This window comes from Amycolatopsis sp. AA4, from assembly GCF_002796545.1.
GTDB lineage: Bacteria > Actinomycetota > Actinomycetes > Mycobacteriales > Pseudonocardiaceae > Amycolatopsis.
Map to the genome: position 1 here is coordinate 6,145,065 of NZ_CP024894.1, position 24,251 is coordinate 6,169,315.

Below are 24,251 nucleotides of genomic sequence, written 5' to 3' on the forward strand. Positions count from 1 at the left end.
TCGGGGAGAAGTTTTCGTTACGGCGCAAGGGGTTTACCTGGATATGCTCTGCCGGTGCTGTATGACTATTTCGTCGCGGTGGACGACACCATGGCCGCGCTCGCGTTCGAAGATCCCGACAATGCCCGTTGCCCGGGCTACGCCGAACTCGCCGTGAAGGGAGCCGATCCGATCACGGATCTGCTGCCCGTCGAGACATCTCTGACTCGCCGGACCCTCGCGGAGGTCGAGGCCGACCCTGACCGCGGCCGGGACATCGCGCTCCTCGAAGACGGGGAAGCCGCTGCGGTGCTGTCGCTGGCCAACTCCTTCCGCGACGCACTGGCTGCCGCCGACGACGGTGCTCTCCAAACCGCTGCCGCCGCCTTCGTCGAGCAGAACGAGGAAGACGCCGAGGTCGAGGATGTCATCGCGTTCCTGAAGGAACTCGCCGCGCTGGCCGCAGGCGCCGCCGCGGAAGGCCACCGCCTCTACTGCACGATCTCCCTGTAGCCAACTCACTCGATCCGGTGACCCGGCGGCCCGATCCGTGCTAGAACAGTGCGGCGACGGGAAAACTGACCCGCCGGGCCCGGGCCACGGCCGACTATCTCTTCTTCGTCGGGGCCGGGGAATGGCCGGTCGCCGTGTCCGCGCTCGGGGTCGTGCTCGGGGCCGTCACGATCCTGCCGAGCGCGTTCGGCGTCGTGCTCTCGGTCGTCGCGCTCCTGCTCGGCCTGCTCACCCTCGTGCGCGACGTCCGCCTGCTGCGGAAACGGTGGGCCGGTTACGAGTTCACCGCGATCGCCGCGCCGTTCCCGGTCGCCGACACTCCGCCGCCGCACGCGTATCCGGACGCGCGGTACCTGGCGATTCCCTCCCGCGGCACGGCGTTGGTCAGCGACGCCATCGACGCGGCCCTCGCCGAAACCACCTTCGGCATCACCGTCGCGGAGGAGCCTTACCGGCTGCCCGCGAAGCTGAAGGCCACCGCCCCGCACGTGCTGCCGTTGCGGGCTCGCGGCCGGTTGCTGTTCAACGGTCCGATCGTCGGCATGCGCGGCGAACCGCTGCCGGTCGCCGGGGCGCGGCCGGCGCCGATCGTCCTGCATCGCGCGCGGTTCTTCGACGCGGTCTGCAGCAACGAACTCGCCTCGCTGCGCATCACGAACTCCGCTGACGGCCGCGAATACGACCTGCGCAGCGAGGAACTGACTGACTCGTCCGGCGCGCTCCGAACCCTCGCCGCGAGCACGCTGGCCGATCTCGTCGGCGTCTCCACGATCGCGTTCACCTCGGACGGCCTGCTCGTCGTCGTCCGCCAGTCCGCCCGGAACTCGGCCAGCGGGCTGCTGCTCGCCCCGTCCGGAAGCGGCAGCCTGGAACCGCAGGATCTCCTTGCCCCGCAAGGCGGAACCCGCCGGACCCTGCACACCGCGGTGTGTGCCGGAATGGAACGCGAACTGTGCGAGGAAGCCGCCGTCCGCCCCAGCGAAATCTCCGGAACGCGGTTGACCGGTTTCGCCCGCTGGCTCGAACGCGGCGCGAAGCCGGAATTCTTCGGCGTCACCCAGCTGTCCGTCGACAGCACCGAACTGACCAGCCGCCGGACGAAGGGCGCGGAACGGCTCTACAGCGCCGGAGTCACCGTCCTGGAGGTCGACCTGGCCGCGCTGGGCCGAGAACTGGCCGACGGCGTACCGCTGGTCGAAGCGAACGCGCTGCCGCCTCGGCTCCGCGACGACAGCTCGCTCCCGCTGCTGCTGTGCCTGCGCAGCGCCGCGCTGCGGGTCAGTACTCGTTCTTGATCACGAAGTAGGACCCGCGGATCGTCCCGGCGAGCTTCGACTTCTGGCGCGCGAACTTGAACTTGTCGGCGAGTTCCTCCGGGACGTCCATCCCGTCGGAAAGCTTGAACCCGACGGCCCGCTTGCCGCCGTCCTCGAGGGTGTACATGACGTTGATCGACAGGCCGCTCTCGTAGAACACGTAGGACATCCGGATGCCGTCGACCTCGAATTCGGTCGCTTCCAGCGGCCGCGAGGAAATGACGATGTCGCGTTCTTCCTTGAGAATCCGGTGCACCCGCTCGATGATCTCCGGTACCTCGGCGGCGGGCTCGACGGTGAACACGTGGTCGTACTTGTTCTTGAAGTAGCGCGCCTCGTTCGCCCGCAGCCCGGCGAGCGCGTCCGCGACCGGAGACGACTCCAGGCCGACAGTCGACACGGTGGTGAAATCGACGGCGTAGGACATGATCCGCACTCCCGGGCTGGTTTGATCGCGATGTCCGGCAGAATACCCTGGTAAAACGCATCGGCAACCGGAGCGCGGCGACCACCGCTCGCGCCGATCGCCGGAGCCTTCCCGCCCCGGCGCCCCGCCATCGCGGTCATGATTTCCTTCTCGAACGCCCGGTGGGGGAATTTCGGGCAGGGCCTACGGTGGCCGGGTGCGCAACCACCTGATCGACCTGGCCGCGGCGCTCGCCGTGCTCGGCCTGACGCTGGCCGGCGAACCGCCGGACGCGGGCCGTCCGTGGTTCTGGCCGGTCGCGGTCGCGGCGATGTTCCTGGCGGTGCTGCTGCGCCGCCGGTTCCCGTTGCCCGCGATGCTGGCGTCGGTCGGCGTCGCGCTGGCCACGCCGCCGTTGTGGGGCACCTCCGTCACTCTCTACACGGTCGCTTCGCTGCGCGGGCTCCGCTGGCCGACCGCGGTCGCCGTGCTCTCGGAAACCGGGCTGGTCGTGTCGTTTATCCGGCCGTCGAGCCCGCCGGACTGGAAGACGTTCGGGCTCGCTCTCGTGCTGGAGGTCGTGGTCCCGACGCTGGCCGGGTTGTGGATGCACCAGCGCACGGCCTTGCTCGCGGCCCTGCGCGACCGCGCGGAGCAGGCCGAACGCGAGCGGGATCTGCTCGGCGAGCGCGCCGTGGCGGCCGAGCGGCGGCGGATCGCCCGTGAAATGCACGACGTCGTCGCGCACCGGGTCAGCATCGTGGCGTTGCAGGCAGGCGCGCTTTCCGTGCGGGCCAAGGACGACGAGACCGCGCAGCTCGCCGAGGTGATCCGCGAATCGAGTTCCGCCGCGCTCAACGAATTGCGCGACATCCTCCGGGTGCTCCGCGACGACGGCCCGGAACCGCGCTCGCTGCCGGACCCGACGCTCGACGGGGTCCGCCAACTCGCCGACGATCTCGCCGCCGCCGGGGCGCAGGTGCGCGCCAGCCTGCCGGAGCCGATGCCGGACGTGCCCGACTCGATCGGGCGCGCGGCGTACCGGATCGTGCAGGAAGCTCTCACCAACGCCGCGAAACACGCGCCAGGAACCGCAATCGACGTAGGACTGTCCACTTCGGATGATCAGCTCGTGGTCGAAGTGGCCAACCCGCTCGCCGATTCGGCCGGACTGCCCGGCGCGGGCTACGGACTGGTCGGCATGCGCGAACGCGTCACGCTGACCGGCGGAACGCTCCGCGCCGGACCGGACGGCGCGGGCAGTTACCGGGTGCGGGCGGCGTTCCCGCTGCGAGCGGAGGAACCGTGCTGAAAATCCTGCTGATCGACGACGAGGTGCTCGTACGCAGCGGCATCCGGATGATCCTGGAATCCGATCCGGGGATCGAGGTGGTCGCGGAAGCCGGCGACGGCCGCGAAGCGCTCGCCCTCGTCCGCGAGCACCGGCCGGACCTCGTGCTCACCGACGTGCAGATGCCCGAGGTCGACGGCCTGGAGGTGACCCGCCTGGTGACCGCCGAACCGGACGCGCCCGCAGTCGTGGTGCTGACGACGTTCGACCTCGACGAGTACGTGCACGAAGCGCTTCGCCACGGTGCCACGGGTTTCCTGCTGAAGGACACGCCGCCGCGCGAGCTGGTCAAGGCGATGCACGTGGTCGGCGACGGCGAGGCGATGCTGTCGCCGTCCATCACTCGGCGGTTGTTGACGCACTTCGCCAGTGCCGCCACTCCGACGTCTGCCCGGACTCGGCTCGAACCGCTGACGCCTCGTGAACGCGAGGTCGCGGTGGCTGTCGGACAGGGCTCGAGCAACGCCGAGATCGCCCGAGCGCTCGGGCTCAGCGAGGCGACCGTGAAGGTCCACTTGGGACGGATCATGGCCAAGACCGAGGCGGCGAACCGCACGCAGGTCGCGATCCTGGTGCACGACGCCGGGCTCGCCTGAATCGTTATCCCGCGAGGAGCGGCCGGGTTCTATGCTCGACGCCGGGTCGGGGGGCCGTTTCCGAGGGGACCCCAATGCCGCTGCCGAAACCGACCGGGCCGAGCTACGAAGACGCGCCGCCGCCCGCGGAACCGCGCGGCACCAACGGCTTCGCGATCGCGTCGCTGATCCTGGCGATCCCGGCGTTCAGCCTGCCGTTGAGCATCGCGTTCGGCGTCATCGCGCTCCGCCAGACCCGCGTATTCGGCAACCCGGGCCGCGGGCTCGCGATCGCCGGCTTGTCGATCAGCGGCGCGTGGGTCGCGGCGCTCCTGATCGGGCTCGCGGTGGCCAGTCCTTCCCCGGACCCGCTGTTCCACGCCAGCCCCGGCGACTGTTTCCGCTCGGGCGCCAAAGCCAGCCCGGTGTCCTGCGAGGACGCGCACGACATCGAGGTGTTCCGCCTGGCCCCCGGCGGCGATTCGCTCCGCAGCGCGTGCGAGGCCGAAGCCAAGGAGTACTTCGCGAGCAGCGTCCCGCCGGACTACGTTCACGTGAGCGCACGGCAGCCGTCCACCTCGGACTCCCCCGGCCAGCACGCGGTATGCACGCTCGAGACCGACTTCCCCACCACCGGCCGGGTCGTGCACTGACCGCTCAGGGAGCCCCCGGCGGCACGAACGGCAACCCGCCCGGCGCGCCCGCCTCCGCCAGCGCCAGCAGCATCCCCGTGTCCACTTCGGACTGAATCGCGTCCGCCAGCCGGTCCAGCATGTCCTCCCGCAAATCCGCGAACCCCGGCGCACCCTCGACCGCCTGCCACTCGATCCCGGCCTGCGCCGCCGCCTCGGCAAGCCACGCACGCCGGAACCCGTCGTTCTCCAACGCGCCATGCCACGTGGTCCCCCACACCGAACCGACCCGGTAACCGTCCAAAAACGACTCCGCATCCGCCGAACCCGCACTGCCGTGATGGATCTCGTACGCCTCCACCCGATGCCCGCGCCACTCGCCGACCGGACGGCCGAGCACCTTCTCCTCGGCGAACTTCACGCGCGTCGGCAGCAGTCCCAGCCCTTCGACCAGCCCGGCTTCCGACTCGACGTTGTCCTCAATGGACTCCGCGAGCATCTGGTAGCCGCCGCAGATCCCCAGCACCGGAAGACCCGCCTTAGCCCGCGCGGTCACCGCATCCGCTAAACCTCGCGTACGCAACCACTTCAGATCGTCCACAGTGGCCCGCGAGCCCGGCAGCACGACCAGATCCGCGGCGGCGACGGTATCCGGGTCGGCGGTCAGGCTCACCGTGACGCCCGGCTCCGCCGCGAGCGCGTCCACGTCGGTCGCGTTGGACGCCCGCGGGAACCGGACGACCGCGACCCGCAACCCGCGTTGCGCGGCTTCGTGCCGCCATCCGGCCGCGGCGAGGGCGTCCTCGGAGTCGATCCACACGCGGTCCAGCCACGGCAGCACGCCGAGCACCGGCCGTCCGGTGACCTTCTCCAGGCTGTTCAACCCGGGCTGCAGCAACCCGACGTCACCGCGGAATTTGTTCACCAGCCAGCCCGCGACGAGCGCCTGGTCCTCGGGCGACAGCAACGCGAGCGTGCCGAACATCGCGGCCAGCACCCCGCCGCGGTCGATGTCGCCGACCACCAGCACCGGCAGCGAAAACCGCCGCGCCAGGCCCAGGTTGACGTAGTCGCCGGAGCGCAGGTTGATCTCCGCCGGGCTGCCCGCGCCCTCACAGACGACGAGGTCAAACCGTTGCCGCAGCTCGGCAAACGCGGCGAAGGCGATGTCCGCGAGCCCAGCCCGGCCGGTGGCGTACTCCCCGGCTTCGAGCGTGCCGTACGGCTTGCCGAGCGCGATCACGTGACTGCGCCGGTCGCTGCCCGGCTTGAGCAGTACGGGGTTCATCGCCGCTTCCGGCTCCACCCGCGCCGCCCGCGCCTGCAGCCACTGCGCGCGGCCGATCTCCGCACCGTCCGCGCAGACCATCGAGTTGTTCGACATGTTCTGCGCCTTGAACGGCGCGACCCGCACGCCGCGCCGCGCGAACCAGCGGCAGAGTCCAGCGGTGACCAGGCTTTTCCCGGCGTCGGACGTGGTACCGGCGATCAGCAGCCCGCTCATCCCGCCACCGTAATCCCCGCGCTCCGCATCCCGCTCACCGCGATCCCCGCCGCGACCGCCAGCGCCGCCGCGCCGACCAGCCGCGACAACCGCACCGCCCGGCGCAGATCGCTCGCCCCCGGCGGCCGTCCGTCGCCCAGCGTGCTCCGGCGCTCGACCTCGCCGTGATACGTGTTCGTGCCGCCGAGCCGGATGTCCAGCGCACCAGCGAAAGCAGCCTCGACCTGTCCCGCGTTCGGACTCGGATGCGCACTGCCGTCGCGGCGCCAAGCCCGCCAGGCCGACCGCGTATGTCCGCCGGCCAGCGGCGCGGTCACCGCGGTCAGCACCGCGCCGACGCGCGCGGGCACCAGATTGGCCCAGTCGTCGGTGCGCGCGGCGAACCAGCCGAAGTTGCGGTGGCGCGGCGAGCGGTAGCCGATCATCGCGTCGAGCGTGTTCACCGCGCGGTACCCCAGCAGCCCCGGCACGCCCGCGACCGCACCCCACAGCAACGGCGCGACGACCGCGTCGGAGGTGTTCTCGGCGATCGATTCGGTGGCCGCGCGGGTCAGCTCGGCCGAGTCGAGACCGGTCGCGTCGCGCGCGCAGAGGTGGCTGAGCCGCTGCCGGGCGGCGGGCAATTCACCCGATTCGAGTAATCGCGCCATTTCGCGTCCCTCCGCGGCGAGCCCGCGGCCGCCCAGGACGGCCCACGTCGCCGCGGCGGTCAGGACGAATCGGGCACCCGGCCGGTTCCGCGCCGCCTTCTCGGCAAGCAGCCCGAATCCGACCACGGACCCCGCGCAGACCGCCGCGTGGGCCGCCCCGCGCGGCTTGGAATCGGCCCACCACCAGCGTTCGAGCTGGCCAGCGGCGGTGCCGAAGGCGGCGACCGGATGTCCCCGGCGCGGGTCGCCGAACCACGCGTCGGCGGCGTATCCGGCGATCAGCCCGGCCGCGGTGACGGCTTGTCGGAGTGGCACGTGGCGAACCGTAGCGCTAGGGAGAGAATGCCGGGTATGACCAAGCTGACGCACCGGCTCGCCGGGTCTCTCGAAACCCTGGCGCAGGCCCTCCGCCGGTACGGACGCGACGACGGCAAGGTGCTCGTTCTCGGCGGGGTTCGCTCGGGCAAGTCGAGGCACGCGGAGCGGCTCGTCGCGCACCACCCCCACCTCGTGTACGTCGCTCCCGGGCTGCCCCCGTCGGCCGAGGACCCGGAATGGGCCGCCCGCGTCGAGGCGCACCGGGCCCGCCGCCCGCGCCACTGGACGACGGTCGAGACCACCGACCTGGCGACCGTGCTGCGCAACGCGACGAGCCCGCTGCTGATCGACTGTCTCGGCACCTGGCTGTCGCGGGTCCTCGACGAGGTCGGCGCGTGGTCGAGCACATCGGGCTGGGAGCGCAGGCTGGACGACCGGCTCGAGGATTTCCTGGCCGCGTGGAGCCAGGCGCGGGTGCCGGTCGTCGCGGTCAGCAACGAGGTCGGCAGCGGTGTGGTGCCCGCAACGGTGTCCGGACGGCTGTTCCGTGATGTGCTGGGCGCACTCAACAACCGGGTGTCCGCCGACAGCGACCGGGTGTCGCTCATCGTCGCCGGGCGGGCGCTCGACCTTCCGTGAGGAGCCAGCCGTGCCGAGTTTCGCCATCCCCGTCCCGGACGCCGCCGCCCGCGCCGCCGCCTTGGAGCGCCTGGACGGCCTGGTCAAACCGGTCGGCTCGCTCGGCAGGCTGGAGGAACTCGCGGCCTGGCTGAGCGCCGCGCACGGGGTGGTCCCGCCGCGCCCGCTGGACGACGTCCGCGTGGTCGTCTTCGCCGGCGACCACGGCGTGTCGGCGCAGTCGGCGTACCCGCGCGAGGTCACGGCGGCGATGGTGCGCGTGTTCCTGGCCGGACGCAGCGGCGTGACGGTGCTCGCCGCGCAGGTCGGGGCCAGCGTCCGGGTAGCCGACATCGCGGTCGATTGGGACGCCGCGGATGTTCCCGACGAAGTCACCGCCCACAAGATCCGCCGCGGTTCGGGTGCGATCGACGTGGAGGACGCTTTGGCCCCCGGCGAGGCGCTCGCGGCTTTTGAGGCGGGACGGGCCATCGCTGCCTCGGAGTCCGCTGCGGACGTTCTCATTCCGGGCGACATGGGCATCGGCAACACCACCGTTTGCGCCGCCGTCGTGGCTTCCGCGCTGGGCCTCCCCGCGGCCGAGGTGGTCGGCACCGGCACCGGCGTTTCCGGGGAAGCTTTGGAACGCAAGACCGCCGTGGTCGCCACTGCCCTGTCGCGCCGCCCCGTCACCGACCCGTTCGACCGCCTGACAGCCCTCGGCAGCGCCTGCCTGGCCGCGACGGCCGGTTTCTTGGTGGAAGCGGCCGTCCGGGGAATCCCGGTGCTGCTGGACGGCATTTTCTCCGCGACGGCGGCGTTGGTCGCTCGGGACATCGCGCCCGGTGCGGAGCAGTGGTGGCTGGCCGGACATCGTTCGACGGAACCGGCGCAAGCGTTTGCCCTGAAGGCGCTGGGGTTGACGCCGATCCTCGACCTGGGCCTCCGGCTCGGCGAGGGCAGCGGGGCGGTGCAGGCAGTGCCCACTCTGCGGGCGGCACGTGCGGTGATCGCGGAGATGGGTTTGCTGGCGGACCTCGGGTGAGCTGTTTGCTGGGAGCGCGGACTTTGCCTCGGGACCGGTTCAGGCGTTGGGCTGCGGTTCAGCACGGGGCGCGGCCAGGAGATCGGCCCGGATTCGAGGCTTTGCCCGTCGCGTCCGCGAGACAGCGAGGAGATCGGTCGGCGGCTCGGCTCGACGGTCCGGCAATGGGTCGGCGCGGTATCCGCTTCGCCGGGGATCGCCCCAATGCCACATTGGTTGCGTCCGACGCACCCAATGTGGCGTTCGGTGCGTCCCACGCACCCAATGCCACATTGGGGCGCAAGCCGTGATCCCGCTCAGCGACGGCATCCGGCTCGCCATGGGAACACTGACCACCGTCCCGGTCCCGGCTCCGCGCACGATCGATCGGCGGGTGGCGGGCGTGGCGATGGCGCTCGGCCCCCTCGCCGCGCTCCCGCTCGCCGCGGTGGCCGGGCTCGTCGTGGCGGGCGGGGTCGCGCTCGGGCTCCCCGCGCTGGCCGTCGCCGCGCTGGCGCTCGGGACGGTCGCCCTGGGCAGTCGCGGCCTGCACCTCGACGGTCTCGCCGACACCGCCGACGGGCTCGGTGCCTCCTACGACCGCGCGAAAGCCCTGGACGTCATGCGCCGCGGCGACTCCGGACCCACCGGGGTCGCGACGCTGCTCTTCGTCCTCCTCGTCCAAACCGGCGCCCTGACCGGCGCGATCTCGCACGGGCACGGGATCGCCGCCGCGGTCCTGTCCGTCCTGTGTGGACGGTGCGTGCTCTCGCTGTGCTGCGCACGAGGGGTCCCTTCGGCCCGCCCCGAAGGATTGGGCGCGACGGTCGCCGGGTCAGTCCCCGTCCTGGTAAGTGCGACGGTGTTCGTGCTCGCCGCAGGGTGCGCGGCGTTGGCTCCCGGATTGTCGTGGTGGCGAGGGGTCCTCGCGGTGGCACTCGGCTACGCCGCCGCAGCGATCTTGCTGGCCCGCTGCGTCCAACGCATCGGCGGAGTAACCGGCGACGTCCTCGGCGGTTGCGTCGAGGTGGCGGTGGCCGCGGCGCTGCTGGCGACGGCCTGAATCAACTCCGTCCCAGGCTGCGGCAGGCACCCGCCCCGTGTTACCAAGGGGAGGTCCGCGACGAAAGACCGAGGGGACCTCGTGCCACCCATACCTCTGCGGCTCACCCGGCGGCGGCTGTTTCAGCTGTCCGCCGGGCTTTCGGTTCTCGCGACGGCGGCCTGCAATTCAACCCCGGGCACCGCGGTGCCCAAGCCGGACGGGACGCTCGGCGCGAATTTCAACGCCGATCCGGACACCATGGGCTGGGACGAGCTTCAGCGCTCCGGCGCGAAGTGGGTGCGCGGGTTCACCGCGATGCCTGACCTGGACAAGCAGGACGCCACCGAAAACCCGACGATCAAGACGCTCCTTCAAGCCGGTGATCGGCAATACGGCACTGTGCTGTCGCTCAAGTTTCCGTATTTTCCCGAGAACCACCAGCAGATTCCGCGGCCCGGAACTCCGGCGATGCAGGCCGATCTCGCGCGGGTCGACAAAGTGCTTCCCGCGGTGCTGGACAAGGTCGACATCCTGGTGCTCGGCAACGAGCCGTTCATCGAATGCCCGCGGGCCGACTGGAACGACGGCGCGCTCAACGAATTCTACGAGACCATCGCCGCCCACGTGATCAAGCAGCGCCGGGGAAAGACCGTCCTGTATCTGGGCGCGCTCAACAATCTCGAGGATCCCCAGTGGACGGGCCCCGGCACTGAGCGCTGGATGAAGTACGTCCGCGACACCCCGGAGATCGAGGGCGCCGACCTCCATCCGCACGTCGGCGAACCGGACCAGGTCCAGGCGTTTCTCGATTACGTCCTGCCCAGGCTGGGCGGCAAGAAGTTCCTCGTCACCGAGTTTTCGCTGGTCCAATTGTGGAAGAAACATCTCGGCGACCGGATCTCCGCCGAGTACGCGGCCAAATACCGCGTCCGCGAGGACACCAAGGTCTGGCAGGTCATCCGGAACGCGTTGCACCAGCCGTTCCCCAAGCAGCGGTGGGACGATTTCCTTCGCACCAGCCCGTGGTTCGAGAACAACAAGAACTTCCTGACCGACCAGATGACGAAGTTCCGCGCGACCGGCAAGCTCGCCGTCGCCACTTACGGCATCGACCAGGGCATCGCCGCGCTCAAGGGGGCGGACTTCGGGCCGGACACTCCGCCGTGGCTCCTCAACAGCGTGTTCGCGCGGGCGACCGTCCAGAAGAACCCCGACGGCACCGCGGCACCGAACTACGCTTGGCTGGACGAATTCACCGCGCTCCAGAAGCGTTAGCCAGAGCGGCAAGGAACGCATCCGTTGTCGCGCGGTCTCGGACGGCGATGCGCAGGTGATCGGGTCCCAGACCGGGGAAGGTGTCGCCGCGGCGGACGGCGTAGCCTGCTTCGCGCAGGCGCAAGCGGACGTCCGCACCGCCGGGGACCCGGATCAGCACGAACGGGCCACGCGGGGTGCCGAGTACCGGGATTCCCAGTGCGGCCAATCCGGATTCCAGATAGTCGCGGTCGGCTTCCGCGGCGGCGGCCAGCTTTTCGGCTTCTTCCAGCGCGGCGGGGCGGCAGCAGGCGACCGTCGCCACTGCGGCCAAAGTGGACACAGACCAGGGCGGCTGAACGGCGCGCAAGCGGGCGATCAGGGAAGGTTCGCCGAGGACGTATCCGGCTCGCAGCCCTGCCAAGCCCCACGTCTTGGTGAGACTTCGCAGCACTACCACGCCCGGGATTTGTTCCCCGGCAAGGCTTTCTACTTCCCCGGGGACGGCGTCCAGGAAGGCTTCGTCCACCACGAGGATCCGGCCGGGGCGGGCCAGTGCTCGCAGCGAATCCGCGGGGTGCAGGACCGAGGTGGGGTTGGTCGGATTGCCGATGAAGACCAGGTCGGCCGAATCGGGGACCAATTCGAGCGCAAGCCGGTAATCGTCCACTTCGGACAGGAGGACTCGGTCGACAGCGTGTCCAGCGGCGCGCAGGGCGGCTTCCGGTTCGGTGAATTGCGGATGGACCACCACTGCGTGCTCCGCCGCGAGAGAAGCCAGCAGCGTGAATGCTTCCGCGGCACCCGCGGTCACGAGGACGTCATCGAAATCCCGGCCGTGCCGGGCGGCGACGGCTTCCGCCGCGCGAGTCGGGTCGGGGTAGGCGGCCAGGTCGTCCAAGGCGGCGGCGAGTTCGGCGCGCAGCCAAGCTGGCGGAGTTGGAAGCCGGACATTCACGGCCAGATCGACCAGTCCGTCGCCGACTTCGCGGTCGCCGTGGTGGTGGAGGTCGTACTCAGCCATGGACCGCTGCCAGGGAATGGGCGCGCACCCGCGAGGCGAAACGGTCTGCCAGTTCGGGATGTCCGGCCCAGTGCACATGCAGATAGGACGCGTGCAGGGAAGGCGAGGCGAACCCGTCCAGGCCGCGGTCCCAGCCCCACGCGGCGGTTTCCCCATGGGCGGGCGCGATTTCGGTGCGGTGGAATTCGTGTCCGGTGACCCGCTGTCCGGCCGCGGCGAGCACGTTGTCCGCGACCGAGACGGCCCGGCGGTAGCCGAGCTTTCCCCGGGAGGTCATGGTCGCGTCCGCGGCGACGGCGCCGACCATCGGCAATCCGTCGAGCGAACGGCACAGGTACAGCAGGCCCGCACATTCCGCGCTCACCGGCATGCCCGCGTCGATCGCCGCGCCGACCGCGGTCCGGAGTTCCACATTGGACGAAAGTTCGGCGGCATGCACTTCCGGGAAACCTCCGCCGAAGTACAACCCGGCACAACCCGCGGGCAAATCCTTGTCCCGCAAGGGGTCGATGTCGACGACGTCGATTCCGCGCGCGGCCAGCAGTTCGATGTTCTCGGCGTAGCGGAAGGTGAACGCCGGACCGCCGGCGGCGGCGAGGGTCGCACGTGGACCGTCCCATTCGGGTCCGGCATTCCACAATGGACCGTTCAACGCGGGAGCACTTCGGGCCACTCGCACAATGGCTTCGAGATCGATCCCGGCCGCGACCCAGTCCGCCAGTTCCGGCAGCAACCGCCGCGATTCCGCGGCTCGTTCGGCGGCTGGCACCAAGCCGAGATGGCGGCTCGGCGCGTGCACGTTTTCGTTGCGCCGCAACGCACCCAGCAACGGGACGCCGGTCGCTTCCAGCGCGGTGACGATCTCGTCCTCGTGCCGTTGCGACCCCAGCTTGTTCAGAATCACCCCGGCGAGCCGGACGCGGGTGTCGTACTGCGCGAACCCCAGCACGGTCGCCGCGACACTGCGTGAAGCCGCAGAAGCGTCGACCACCAGCACGACCGGCGCGTCGAGCAAGCGCGCGACATGGGCGGTCGACGCGTAGCCTTCGGTGCCCAAAGCGCCGTCGAAAAGGCCCATCACGCCTTCGATGACGGCGAGGTCCGCACCCGCGGAACCGTGCCGCAGCAACGGAACCAGGGTGTCCTCGCCCTGCAGGAACGGGTCCAGGTTCCGCGCGGGACGGCCGGTGGCGAGCGAATGGTAGCTGGGGTCGATGAAGTCCGGGCCGACCTTGTGCCCGGACACGACGTGCCCGGCGGAGCGCAACGCGGCCATCAGCCCGGCCGCGATGGTGGTTTTGCCGTGCCCGGAACCGGGCGCGGCAATGACGACCCGGGCTACCACTCGATCCCCCGCTGGCCCTTCTGCCCGGCGTCCATCGGGTGCTTCACCTTCGTCATTTCCGCGACCAGATCCGCGGCCTCGATCAGCTCCGGCGGCGCGTAGCGGCCGGTGATCACGACGTGCTGGTGTCCGGGCCGAGCGGCCAAAGCGGACACGACGTCGTCCACTTCGAGCCAGCCCCATTTGAGCAGGTAGCTGAATTCGTCGAGGACATAGAAATCGTGCGTCTCGGCGGCGAGCCGGCGTTTGATTTCCGCCCAGCCTTCGCGCGCGTTGGCGGCATGGTCCTCTTCGGACCCTGGTTTGCGCGACCAGCTCCAGCCCTCGCCCATTTTGTGCCATTCGACCGGACCGCCCTGTCCGGTGTCGTCGTGCAGCTTCCCGAGCGCTTTGAACGCGGCTTCCTCGCCCACGCGCCATTTCGCCGACTTCACGAACTGGAACACGCCGATCGACCAGCCCTGGTTCCACGCGCGCAACGCCATTCCGAACGCCGCGGTGGACTTCCCTTTCATCTCGCCGGTGTGCACGGCGAGCAGCGGACGGTTGCGGCGCTGCCGCGTGGTGAGCCCGTCCTTCGGCACGACAGCCGGTTTTCCCTGCGGCATCAGGCAGCCCTCCCCGTCCGTTCGCGCACCGCCGAAGCGAGCGATTCAGCGGCCACATCGGACAGTGGCACGTGTTCAGCTCCCAAGTGGCCAGCCAGTTCCGCGGCCAAGCCGAGGCGCATCCGGCCGGTCTCGCAGTCCATCACGATCGTCGTCACGTCGGTCAGCAATCCCGCGGCCGCCTTCGCCCGGGCCACCGCGTCGGAGCCGCTCGTCGCGCGGCCGTCGGTGACGAGCACCAGCAGCGGCCGACGGCGCGGGTCCCGGATCGCCTCGACCCGCAGCACCCGCGCGGCCTCCAGCAATCCCTCGGCGAGCGGCGTACGTCCGCCGGTCGGCAAGCCTTCCAACCGGGCAGCGGCGGCCTCGACGCTGATCGTCGGCGGCAGCGCCAGCTCGGCGCCCGTGCCACGGAACGTGACCAGACCGACCTTGTCCCGCCGTTGGTAGGCGTCCAACAGCAGGGAAAGCACGGCGGTCTTCACTTCCCGCATCCGCGCCCGCGCGCCCATCGAACCCGACGCGTCCACGCAGAACAGCACCAGATTGCCTTCCCGGCCTTCGCGCAACGCGAACCGCAGATCCGCGGACCGCACCTCGAGCCCCGCCCCGGACCGGCCGCGAGCCTGCTGATGCGGTGCGGCAGCACGGATCGTGGCGACCAGATGCGGCCGTCCGTCCCGCACGCTGGGCGGCTGCACGCCGATCGTCCGGCCGGTGTCCGTGATCGCACGCGACCGGCGGCCGCGCTCGCCCTCGCCAGTGCCCTTCACCCGGAACACCCGCGCGCGAAAGGCATCCCCGGCACCGACCGTCTTCTGCGGCGAAGACCCATTGCCCGAAGGAGCCTGGTCAGGAGACTCAGACGGCGGAGCGCCCTCGGACGGACCACCATCTGGAATCGGCCCGCCGTCCTCCGGGCCAGGCCCGCCGCCAGACGGACCGTCGTCGTCCGGTCCTTCAGGAGGCGGCTGCGCATCCTCCAGCGCCTGCTCCAGCTGTTCCTCGGAAATTCCCGGCGCGTCAAACGGATTCCGCCGCCGCCGGTGCGGCAGCGCGAGCCGCGCCGCGACCCGGATGTCCTCCGTGGTGACCTCGGCACGCCCGGCCCACGCCGCGTGCGCGACCGCCGTCCGCGCCGTCACGATGTCCGCGCGCATGCCGTCGACCTCGAACGACGCGCACACCTCGGCGATCTGCCGCAGCGCTTCGTCCGGCAACTTCACCGACGGCAAAAGCCGTTGCGCCGCTTCGATCTCCGCCGCCAGGGCCGCGTCCGACGAGGCATAGCCGTCCGCGAACCCGTCCGGATCCGCTTCGTAGGCCAGCCGCCGCCGGACGACCTCGACGCGCTGCTCCGGATCCCGGCTCGACGCGACCTCGACAGTCAGCCCGAACCGGTCGAGCAGCTGCGGCCGCAGCTCGCCCTCCTCCGGGTTCATCGTCCCGATCAGCACGAACCGCGCCGCGTGCGAGACGGAAACGCCCTCGCGCTCGACCGTCGCCCGGCCCATCGCCGCCGCGTCGAGCAGCGTGTCCACCAGGTGATCGTGCAGCAGGTTGACCTCGTCGACGTACAGCAGCCCGCGATGCGCGGCGGCCAGCAGGCCGGGCTGGTAGTCGGTGACGCCCTCGGACAGCGCCTTCTCCAGGTTCAGCGAGCCGACCACCCGGTCCTCCGCCGCGCCGACCGGCAGCTCCACCAGCCGCGCCGGCCGCCGGTGCGCGGGCGCGTCCGCCGCGTGCGGGCCGTCCGGGCACGCCGGGTCCGGCGAAACCGGGTCGCAGGAGAACCGGCAGCCGTCCACCACGTCGACCCCCGGCAGCAACCCGGCCAGCGCGCGCACCATGGTCGACTTCGCGGTGCCCTTCTCGCCCCGCACCAGGACCCCGCCGACCGCGGGCGAGATCGAGGAAAGGACGAGCGCCAGACGCAGGTCCGGCATCCCGACGACAGCGGTGAACGGATAGGGCTTCAAGAGCACTCCCTCGTGGGTCGGCGTCCGGCCGATCATCGCACAGCGAAGCTCTCGCTTAGGGTGGGAAATCGTGCGCGAAGAATCACGCCTGACGGTGGTCGGGATCGGGGCTGACGGGTGGGCTGGGCTCACCCCCGCGGCCCGCGCCGCCGTACGGCAGGCGGACGTCGTGCTCGGTTCGGAACGGCAGCTGAAATCCCTGCCCAGCGACATCCGGACCCAGCCCTGGCCGAGCCCGCTGCTGCCCGCGCTCGACGAGATCCTCAACGAGCAGACCGGGCAAGTTTGCGTGCTGGCCAGCGGCGATCCGTACCTGTCCGGCATCGCCACCACCCTCCGTGATCGCGGCTACGCGCTCGACGTCCGCCCAGCGGTCTCCTCGGCGACGCTGGCCCGCGCGCGGCTCGGCTGGTCGTTCGAGGAAACCGAGGTCGTGACGGTCGTCGGCCGCGCCGTCCACCGCGTCGCGCGAGGCTTGGCCCCCAACCGGAAACTGCTGGTCCTGGGCGGCTCCGCACCAGAACTGCGCGAGCTGCTCAAAGCCCGCGGGTACGGTGATTCCGCCCTTACCGCCTTGGAAAACCTCGGCGCGGACGACGAGCGGATCTCCGACGGCTGGACCCACGACCCCGGCCCGCTCACCGTCTTCGCCGTGCACTGCCAAGGCCCCGGCCTCCCCCTTGTCGGCCTCCCCGACGACGCCTTCGAGCACGACGGCCAGCTCACCAAACGCGACCTCCGCGCGTCCGCCCTCGCCCGCCTCGCCCCCAACCCGGGCGAACTCCTGTGGGACGTCGGCGCGGGTGCGGGCAGCATCGGCATCGAATGGTCCCGCGCGCATCCGCTGAACCGGGCCATCGCGATCGAACGCGACCCCGCGCGCGCCGAACGCGTCCAGCGCAACGCCAATACCCTTGGCGTGCCGGAATTACAGGTGGTCACCGGCCCGGCGCCCGAAGCGCTGGCCGGGCTCCCCCGCCCGGACGCGATCTTCCTCGGCGGCGGCCTGACCGTGCCCGGGGTCCTCGACCGGTGTGTCGAAACCGACGCCCGGATCGTCGCGCACGGTGTCACCCTCGAAGCCGAGCAGATCCTGGCCGCCGCCTACGCCCGGCACGGCGGGGAACTGCAACGGATCTCCGTGGAGCACGCGAAACCGCTCGGCGGGTTCACCGGATGGACGCCGTCCCGAGCAGTCACGCAGTGGAGCTGGAAATGACCGTTTACTTCATCGGCGCCGGACCGGGCGCGGCCGACCTGATCACCGTGCGCGGCCGCGACCTGCTCGCGCGCTGCCAGGTGTGCCTGTATCCGGGCAGCATGACGCCGACCGACCTCCTCGCCTACTGCGCGCCGGACGCCGAACGCGTCGACACCGCGAACCTCAGCTTGGACCAGATCACCGCGAAGCTGATCGACGCGCACCGCGCCGGGCACGACATCGCACGGCTGTGTTCGGGAGATCCGTCGCTGTACAGCGCGGTCGCAGAGCAGGTGCGACGGCTGGAACCGGAAGGAGTGCCGTACGAGATGGTGCCCGGGGTTCCGGCGTTCGCCGCGTCCGCCGCCGTGCTCGGCCGCGAACTGACCGTCCCGGGAATCGGGCAGAGCCTCGTGATCACGCGCGCGCAGGCGAGGTCCACCGCGATGCCGGACGCCGAAACGCTGGAGAACTTCGCCCGCACCGGCACGACTCTCGCGCTGCACCTGGCGATCAACCACATTGAGCGAGTCACTGGAGAACTCGCCGGGCACTACGGCGAGGACTGCCCCGCCGCCGTCGTCGCGCTGGCCAGCCAGCCCGGCGAAACGGTGGTGCGCGGCACGCTCGCCGACATCGCCGGGCAAGCGCGGGCCGCCGGAATGACCCGCGCGGCCACGATTTTCGTCGGCCGGGTCCTCGCCGCGGGCGGATTCCCGGACAGTTTCCTGTATTCGAGCACCCGGGACCGGGCGAGCCAACCGGAGTCGTTGTGACCGATCTGCGCTGGGGCCTGCTGGCCACCGGGACCATCGCCGCCGAATTCGCCGCGGGCGTCGAGCAAAGCCGCCACGGGGTCCTCGCCGCGGTGGCCTCTCGCACGGCCGAGCGGGCGCGCGATTTCGCGACCAGGTACGAAATCCCGAAGGCGTACGGCAGCTACGAGGCACTCCTCGCGGACCCGGACGTCGACGCGGTCTACATCGCCACTCCGCACGCACAGCACGAGGAATGGGCGATCCGCGCCGCCGAAGCGGGCAAGCACGTGCTGTGCGAGAAGCCGCTCACGCTCACTGCTGCCGACGCAGAGAAGGTCATCGACGCCGCGCGGCGCAACGACGTTTTCCTCATGGAAGCGTTCATGTACCGGATGCATCCGCAGACGCGCCGGCTGGTCGAGCTGATCGAATCCGGGGCGATCGGCGAGGTGCGCGCCGTGGACGTCACGTTCAGCTTCGACTCCGACGAGAACGACGCGGCCCGGCTGGGCGACCCCGCGCTCGGCGGCGGCGGAATCCTCGACGTCGGCTGCTACTGCACCTCCCTGGCGCGGCTCGTTTCCCAGGCCGCGACCGGAATCCCAGCGGTGGAGCCGACGCGCGTCACCGGGATGGCCCGGCTCACCGAAAACGGCGTCGACGAGTTCGCGATGGGATTGCTGCGGCTGCCCGGCGACATCATCGCCCAGCTGTCCTGCGGCTATCTGCTCACGCAGGACGACCACATCCGGATCTACGGCACCACCGGTCAGCTGTACGTGCCGAAGCCCGCGTGGATCCACGAACTGCGCGCCCCGGGCGTGTCGACGATCGTGCTGACTCCGTCGGGCGGCGAGTCCGAGGTGATCGAAATCGAAGCCACGCAAGGGATCTACGCCCGGGAAGCGGATTACGTCGCCGCCCACGTCGCGGATCGGCAAGGCCCGGAGCTGACCTGGGCCGAAACGCTCGCCAACCTGCGCACCCTCGACCGGTGGCGCGCGGCGGTCGGGTACGGACGATGACCGTCCTGATCCTCGGCGGCACCGCGGAAGCCCGCGACCTCGCCGCTCAGCTGCACGAACGCGCCGTGCCGGTGGTCTCGTCGCTGGCCGGGCGCGTCACGCGGCCGCGGCTTCCGGTCGGCGAAGTACGGATCGGCGGGTTCGGCGGCGTCGAAGGGCTCACGGCCTGGCTGCGCGAAAACGGCGTGCGGGCAGTAGTCGACGCCACGCATCCGTTCGCGGAACGGATCGGCGCCAACGCTTTCCACGCCACCCAAGCCGCGGGCATCCCCCTCCTGCGGCTCGCCCGCCCCGGCTGGCAGCCGAGCGCCGACGATCGCTGGCATTGGGCCGACGACCTCGAAGAAGCCGCCGCGCTCCTGCCCGGACTCGGCACCCGTGTCTTCCTCACCAGCGGCCGCCAGGGCCTGGCCGCGTTCGCCGACCTCGACCCGCTGTGGTTCCTGATCCGCTGCGTCGACCCGCCCGGCCAGCCGCTGCCCCGCGCGCACGAGGTGGTGCTCGACCGCGGCCCGCACCGGGTGGACGGCGAACGCGCGTTGATGACCGAACACGACATCGACGTGCTCGTCACCAAGGACAGCGGCGGCGCGATGACGGCCGCGAAGCTGACCGCCGCGCGGGAGCTCGGCCTGCCGGTGGTCATAGTGCGCCGCCCGCCCCGGCCGTCCACTACAGAAACCGCGGATGTAGCCGCCGCTGTCGAATGGGTGCTCAACCAATGAACGAGTTGTTCTACGACGTCCTGCACCGCCGCCGCGACGTCCGCGCCGAGTTCACCGGCGAACCGATCGACGACGCCGTCCTCACCCGGGTGCTCGAAGCCGCGCACGCCGCGCCGAGCGTCGGGATGAGCCAGCCGTGGGACTTCGTGCTCGTCCGCGACCCGGCTACCCGCGAGGAATTCGCCCGCCACGTGCACGAGGAGCGCGACGTGTTCGCCGCGTCCCTGGACGGCGAGCGCGCGGAGACGTTCGCCAAGATCAAGGTCGAAGGCATCCGCGAATCGAGCCTCGGCATCGTCGTCACCTACGACGAGCAGCGCGGCGCCCCGGCCGTGCTCGGACGGCACGCGATCGCCGACGCCGGGCTGTACTCGGTGTGCCTGGCGATCCAGAACCTGTGGCTCGCCGCGACCGCGGAAGGACTCGGCGTCGGGTGGGTGAGTTTTTACCGCGAACCCGCGCTCGCGAAGCTGCTCGGCATCCCCGCCGGGATCCGCCCGGTGGCCTGGCTGTGTGTAGGACCGGTAACGAATCTCGCCGAGGTTCCCGACCTGGAACGGCATGGCTGGCGCAGCCGCGCGCCCCTGGCCAGCGCGGTACACCACGAGCGGTTCACGCCGCGCGACTAGGGGTCAGCGTAAACCTGTCAGGGTGACCCAATAGATTTCCTCTAATGCGTCCGATTGCCGTAGTGCTGGGGTTGCTTTCGGCGCTGTGCGCCCTGGCCTATCCCTTCCTGCCGGTCGTGCAGGACACCGCGGAAGTCGTCTGGCCCGTCGCCTCCGACACGCGTTCCGTCAACGCGCCCTTGACCGGGTACTGGGCACAGGACCTCAAGGCCGAACTGCCGTGCGAGACGATCCGGTCGCTCGACGCGCGCACGAACGGCCCCGCGCTGCTGTTCTCGACCGTCCCGGACGGGCGCACCGGCAAGCACGCGGCCAACGGCGTCGGCATGCAACTGCGCGTCGACAACGGCGTACTGCTCGCGTCCAGCCAGGGCCAGCAGATCGCGCAGCAGCCGCTGCCGCAGGAGGGCTGCTCGGTCACGCTCGATTCCGACGCGACCCAGATGACGCTGACCGTCGGCAAGACCCCGATCTTCCACACCACCGGCGACGTCCGGCCGCGTGTGCTCGGCATCTACTCCTCGATCACCTCGGCGCGCGACCCGATCGCCGGGCTGCACGTTTCGGTCGTCCCGGACACCCGCTACCAGACCTCGCCGACCACGCTCAAGGTCGTCGTCGGCATCCTCGCCGCGCTGTCGTTCCTCGGCTGCCTGATCGCGGTGTGGCGGATGGACTCCGGGTTCGCCCGCCGCGCGCCGCGCTGGGCCCCGGTCGGCTGGTGGCGGCTGACCGGCCGCGACGCGACGGTGTTCGGCGTGCTCGGCGCGTGGGTCTTCATCGGGCCGGTGACCTCGGACGACGGCTACATCCTCACCATGGCCCGGGTCACCGAGGCGACCGGCTACCTCACGAACTACCACCGCTGGTTCGGCGTCGCGGAGGCCCCGTTCGGCTGGTTCTACCACCTGTACGAGCTGATGACGCACGTCAGCACGGTGCCGCCGTGGATCCGGCTGCCCTCGTACCTGCTCGGGGTGATCAGCTGGCTGCTGATCAGCCGCGAGGTGATGCCGCGGCTGGGCACCCAGGTCCGCCGCAGCCGCGCCGCCGGCTGGGCCGCCGCGGCGGTGTTCCTGGTCTGGTGGATGCCCTACAACAACGGCGTCCGGCCGGAACCGGTCGCCGCGCTCGGCTCGCTGCTGGCGATCTGCGCGGTCGAACGCGCGCTGGTCACCCGCCGGCTGCTGCCGCTGTGCCTCGGCCTGACCGCGGCCGCGTTCACCCTCGCCGCGACGCCGACCGGGCTGATCGCCGTCGCCCCGTTCCTGGTCGCCGGGAAACCGCTGTTCAAGCTGGTCCGGCAGCGGTCGGCGAGCGGCTGGCTGCCGATGCTCGCGCCGATCCTCGCGTCCGGCTTCCTGGTGCTCGTGGTGATGTTCGCCGACCAGACGTTCGCGACGGTCCAGGAGGCCACCCGCATCCGCACCGCGGTCGGCCCGAACCTGTCGTGGTTCCAGGAACTCGCGCGGTACCAGTTGCTGTTCGAGAACCTGCCGGACGGCTCCGCGCCCCGCCGGTTCCCGGTGCTGCTCGTGCTGCTCTGCACGGTCACCTGCCTGGTCGTGCTGCTGCGCCGCGGCCGGATCCCCGGCGCGGCGCTCGGGCCGAGCCGGCGGCTGATCGGCACCACGGCGTTGTTCTTCCTGCTGCTCGCGCTGACCCCGACGAAATGGACGCACCACTTCGGCGCGTTCGCCGCGGTCGGCGCGTCGATGGCGGCGCTCACCGCGCTGGCGACCAGTTCGACGGTGCTCCGGTCCAACCGCAACCGCGCGGCGTTCCTGGCGGTGCTGCTGGTGGTCGGCGCGCTCGCCGCGACCGGGCCGAACACGTACTGGTTCGTGTCGCGGATCGGCGTGCCGTGGACGAACGTCGCGCCGTCGGTCGGCGGCATCCCGCTGTCGACGATCCTGCTCGGGGCCGCCGCGGTCGCCGGGATCTACGCGTTCGTGGAGAACATCCGCGCGCACCGGCCGGGTCCGGCGCTGACCCAGCAGGAAGGCCGGAGCCGGTCGCTGCGGCTCGGCTCGCTGTCGCTGGTCGTCGTGTGCGGCCTGGTCGCGGCGGGCGAGATCTACACGATGGGCGCGGCGATCTACTTCCAGCGCGACAGCTACAGCCTCGGCGCGGCCAACATCGGGCACCTGTTCGGCAAGAGCTGCAACCTGTCCGACCACGTGATGGTCGAGCGCGACGCGGCGAAGAGCATCCTGCACCCGCAGCCCGAACAGCGGACGGTGCCGGAGAAGCCGGTCGCGCAGAACCCGCCGAACCCGCTGCCGAATCCGGACCAGGACAACGGCCGCGTCCAGACCGGCTTCCACACCAGCCCGGTCGACGACAAGGACCCGCTGGCCGAACCGCCGCACGGGTTCAAGCAGGACCAGGTGCCGATGTGGAGCAGCTACCTCGACACCCAGACCCGCGCCGGACGCCTGCGCAGCGACTGGTACGCGCTGACCGACCGCACCGAGAACGGCCAGATCGTGGTCGCCACCGCGAGCCAGCCGCGCCGGCCGACGTCGGTGAGCCTGGAGTACGGCGTCAACACCCCCGAAGGCGTGCGCGTGCTGCGCGGCCAGTTCGCGCTCCCGCCCGGCGCGGGCACCGGCGGCTGGAACGACACCCGGATCAACCTGCGCGACCTGCCGCCGGAAACCACCTCGGTGCGCGTCGTGATGGTGGACAACGACCTCACCGAGGACGGCTGGGTCGCCGCGTCCGCGCCGCGCGTGCCGACCTTCACCACGCTCACCGACAAGCTCGCGGGCAAATCGGTGTACATCGACTGGCCCGCGTCGTTCGTGTACCCGTGCGCGAACCCGGTCACCTCGCACGACGGCATCTCCGCGATGCCGGACTACCGGATCACCCCCGGCCAGCTCGCCGACGAGGCGAAATGGGCGTCCAGCACCAACGGCGGCCCGAACGGCTGGCTCGAGGAAATCGCGGAAGAGCCGGAGGTGCCGAGCTATCTGAACGGGCAGCCGTACCAGTCGTGGGGACAGTTGCTGCAGATCGAGCCGTACACGACCGGGGTGGCCCCGACGGTGCGGCACGGCGAGAAGACGGTGTGGGGCTGGTGGTCGCCTGGACCTGGTCCTTCACAGCCGAACGGCAAGGACCCGACGCGCTAGGCCTGCGGCTCTCATAGCCTCCGCGCGGCGAACGCTGACACCGTGGGCAACGCCGCTTCCCCGGCGACGAGCGCGTTCATCGACGTGTTCCGGCGTTCCCTTGGTCATCCGCCGGGGTCTTATCTCCACAGTGGACAGACCGGATCCGGTTCCGCACCACGAGACTCGACGCGAGCCGGTTGACGCCGAACGAGACGAGAATCAGGCCGGTCGCGTCGAGCAGGTGCGCGCCAAGGACACTCGCCAGCGCGAACGAGCCGACGCGGATGGCGAGAAAGACCGCCCACAGCGCGATTCCCGCGCCAGTGAGCCGGTACTGCAGCCCGTCGGCCTGCCGGAACCGCGTCACGTAGCCCATCGCGGTGCCGGTGCCCGCGACCAGGACGAGTTCGCCGACCAGCAGCCAGTCCGCCGGCTGAAGCCCGCCGCCCAGCTCGAAACCGAGGTAAACCAGCCCCACCGCGATCAGGACAGACGGCATCAGCAGCATCCGCCGCAGTTCGGCGGAGCGCCACTGGAACTGCCGCACGATCAGGATCCCGATCCCGATCGCGAGGAGCACGTCGTCGACCATCGCCAACTCCATCACTAGTGATACTTCCTCGAATGTATCACTAGTGATTGAATAGGGC

General features: G+C 70.8%; 23 protein-coding genes. 15 read left to right on the top strand and 8 right to left on the bottom strand.

Annotation, left to right across the window (positions count from 1 at the left end; genetic code table 11):
• The first annotated feature begins 54 nt into the window (after positions 1-54).
• Positions 55-492: a hypothetical protein gene (locus tag CU254_RS28420; protein WP_050788300.1), complete on the top strand. Its 438-nt coding sequence runs from the start codon at positions 55-57 to the stop codon at positions 490-492.
• 134 nt (positions 493-626) lie between these two features.
• A complete protein-coding gene (locus CU254_RS28425; RefSeq protein WP_009081596.1) occupies positions 627-1,787 on the top strand; it encodes a hypothetical protein in 1,161 nt (386 codons plus the stop codon).
• Here the strand turns inward: CU254_RS28425 and CU254_RS28430 are convergent.
• A complete protein-coding gene (locus CU254_RS28430) occupies positions 1,771-2,235 on the bottom strand; it encodes a hypothetical protein (RefSeq protein ID WP_009081598.1) in 465 nt (154 codons plus the stop codon). The two genes, CU254_RS28425 and CU254_RS28430, sit on opposite strands and share 17 nt — an antisense overlap.
• A 196-nt stretch (positions 2,236-2,431) precedes the next feature.
• On the opposite strand from CU254_RS28430, the gene CU254_RS28435 reads away from it, so the two are divergent.
• The 3 genes from CU254_RS28435 to CU254_RS28445 all read left to right on the top strand — a co-directional run bounded on the left by CU254_RS28435 (position 2,432) and on the right by CU254_RS28445 (position 4,793).
• On the top strand, positions 2,432-3,526 hold the full coding sequence (locus CU254_RS28435; RefSeq protein WP_009081600.1) for a sensor histidine kinase: 1,095 nt from the start codon (positions 2,432-2,434) through the stop codon (positions 3,524-3,526).
• A complete protein-coding gene (locus CU254_RS28440; RefSeq protein ID WP_009081602.1) occupies positions 3,520-4,161 on the top strand; it encodes a response regulator transcription factor in 642 nt (213 codons plus the stop codon). The genes CU254_RS28435 and CU254_RS28440 overlap by 7 nt, the downstream gene beginning before the upstream one ends.
• A gap of 74 nt (positions 4,162-4,235) precedes the next feature.
• A complete protein-coding gene (locus tag CU254_RS28445; protein WP_009081604.1) occupies positions 4,236-4,793 on the top strand; it encodes a DUF4190 domain-containing protein in 558 nt (185 codons plus the stop codon).
• Positions 4,794-4,797: 4 nt separating this feature from the next.
• Here CU254_RS28445 and CU254_RS28450 read toward each other — a convergent pair whose 3' ends face one another.
• The gene (locus tag CU254_RS28450; protein WP_009081606.1) at positions 4,798-6,276 is read right to left on the bottom strand and encodes a cobyric acid synthase; all 1,479 of its coding nucleotides are present in this window, start codon (positions 6,274-6,276) and stop codon (positions 4,798-4,800) included.
• The gene (locus CU254_RS28455) at positions 6,273-7,241 is read right to left on the bottom strand and encodes a cobalamin biosynthesis protein (RefSeq protein WP_009081607.1); all 969 of its coding nucleotides are present in this window, start codon (positions 7,239-7,241) and stop codon (positions 6,273-6,275) included. The genes CU254_RS28450 and CU254_RS28455 overlap by 4 nt, the downstream gene beginning before the upstream one ends.
• Positions 7,242-7,277: 36 nt before the next feature.
• On the opposite strand from CU254_RS28455, the gene CU254_RS28460 reads away from it, so the two are divergent.
• The 4 genes from CU254_RS28460 to CU254_RS28480 all read left to right on the top strand — a co-directional run bounded on the left by CU254_RS28460 (position 7,278) and on the right by CU254_RS28480 (position 11,206).
• Positions 7,278-7,883 (top strand): bifunctional adenosylcobinamide kinase/adenosylcobinamide-phosphate guanylyltransferase, encoded by a 606-nt coding sequence (locus tag CU254_RS28460; RefSeq protein ID WP_009081609.1) that lies wholly within the window; start codon positions 7,278-7,280, stop codon positions 7,881-7,883.
• Between the two features lie 10 nt (positions 7,884-7,893).
• Positions 7,894-8,907, top strand: a complete 1,014-nt coding sequence (gene cobT / locus CU254_RS28465) for a nicotinate-nucleotide--dimethylbenzimidazole phosphoribosyltransferase (protein WP_009081611.1) — start codon at positions 7,894-7,896, stop codon at positions 8,905-8,907.
• 319 nt (positions 8,908-9,226) lie between these two features.
• A complete protein-coding gene (locus CU254_RS28475; protein ID WP_037718108.1) occupies positions 9,227-9,949 on the top strand; it encodes an adenosylcobinamide-GDP ribazoletransferase in 723 nt (240 codons plus the stop codon).
• 81 nt (positions 9,950-10,030) lie between these two features.
• Positions 10,031-11,206 (top strand): hypothetical protein, encoded by a 1,176-nt coding sequence (locus CU254_RS28480; protein ID WP_100266906.1) that lies wholly within the window; start codon positions 10,031-10,033, stop codon positions 11,204-11,206.
• Here CU254_RS28480 and cobC read toward each other — a convergent pair.
• Genes cobC through CU254_RS28500 form a run of 4 tightly spaced genes read right to left on the bottom strand, consistent with a single transcriptional unit; the run spans position 11,184 to position 16,141 of the window.
• Positions 11,184-12,209: an Rv2231c family pyridoxal phosphate-dependent protein CobC gene (cobC, locus tag CU254_RS28485; protein ID WP_100266907.1), complete on the bottom strand. Its 1,026-nt coding sequence runs from the start codon at positions 12,207-12,209 to the stop codon at positions 11,184-11,186. The genes CU254_RS28480 and cobC overlap by 23 nt on opposite strands.
• Complete coding sequence (locus CU254_RS28490) at positions 12,202-13,554, bottom strand: cobyrinate a,c-diamide synthase (RefSeq protein ID WP_009081619.1); 1,353 nt, start codon at positions 13,552-13,554, stop codon at positions 12,202-12,204. Before CU254_RS28490 ends, cobC begins: the two co-directional genes overlap by 8 nt.
• A complete protein-coding gene (gene cobO / locus CU254_RS28495; protein ID WP_009081621.1) occupies positions 13,548-14,162 on the bottom strand; it encodes a cob(I)yrinic acid a,c-diamide adenosyltransferase in 615 nt (204 codons plus the stop codon). The genes CU254_RS28490 and cobO overlap by 7 nt, the downstream gene beginning before the upstream one ends.
• Complete coding sequence (locus CU254_RS28500) at positions 14,162-16,141, bottom strand: putative cobaltochelatase (protein WP_037718109.1); 1,980 nt, start codon at positions 16,139-16,141, stop codon at positions 14,162-14,164. The genes cobO and CU254_RS28500 overlap by 1 nt, the downstream gene beginning before the upstream one ends.
• A gap of 70 nt (positions 16,142-16,211) precedes the next feature.
• On the opposite strand from CU254_RS28500, the gene CU254_RS28505 reads away from it, so the two are divergent.
• From CU254_RS28505 to CU254_RS28530, 6 genes are read left to right on the top strand one after another with little or no spacing between them, the layout of a single operon-like run.
• Positions 16,212-17,360 (top strand): bifunctional cobalt-precorrin-7 (C(5))-methyltransferase/cobalt-precorrin-6B (C(15))-methyltransferase, encoded by a 1,149-nt coding sequence (locus CU254_RS28505; protein ID WP_009081626.1) that lies wholly within the window; start codon positions 16,212-16,214, stop codon positions 17,358-17,360.
• Entirely contained in the window at positions 17,357-18,118 is a 762-nt protein-coding gene (cobM, locus tag CU254_RS28510) for a precorrin-4 C(11)-methyltransferase (protein WP_009081628.1), read from the top strand. Before CU254_RS28505 ends, cobM begins: the two co-directional genes overlap by 4 nt.
• A complete protein-coding gene (locus CU254_RS28515) occupies positions 18,115-19,125 on the top strand; it encodes a Gfo/Idh/MocA family protein (protein WP_009081630.1) in 1,011 nt (336 codons plus the stop codon). Before cobM ends, CU254_RS28515 begins: the two co-directional genes overlap by 4 nt.
• Positions 19,122-19,850: a cobalt-precorrin-6A reductase gene (locus tag CU254_RS28520; protein WP_009081633.1), complete on the top strand. Its 729-nt coding sequence runs from the start codon at positions 19,122-19,124 to the stop codon at positions 19,848-19,850. The genes CU254_RS28515 and CU254_RS28520 overlap by 4 nt, the downstream gene beginning before the upstream one ends.
• Positions 19,847-20,479 carry a 5,6-dimethylbenzimidazole synthase gene (bluB, locus tag CU254_RS28525; RefSeq protein WP_009081635.1) on the top strand — a complete coding sequence of 211 codons (633 nt, stop codon included), beginning with the start codon at positions 19,847-19,849 and terminating at the stop codon, positions 20,477-20,479. Before CU254_RS28520 ends, bluB begins: the two co-directional genes overlap by 4 nt.
• Positions 20,480-20,523: 44 nt before the next feature.
• Positions 20,524-23,619: an arabinosyltransferase domain-containing protein gene (locus tag CU254_RS28530; protein ID WP_009081637.1), complete on the top strand. Its 3,096-nt coding sequence runs from the start codon at positions 20,524-20,526 to the stop codon at positions 23,617-23,619.
• Between the two features lie 76 nt (positions 23,620-23,695).
• Here CU254_RS28530 and CU254_RS43275 read toward each other — a convergent pair whose 3' ends face one another.
• The gene (locus CU254_RS43275; protein WP_158688102.1) at positions 23,696-24,193 is read right to left on the bottom strand and encodes a hypothetical protein; all 498 of its coding nucleotides are present in this window, start codon (positions 24,191-24,193) and stop codon (positions 23,696-23,698) included.
• Between the last annotated feature and the right edge of the window lie 58 nt (positions 24,194-24,251).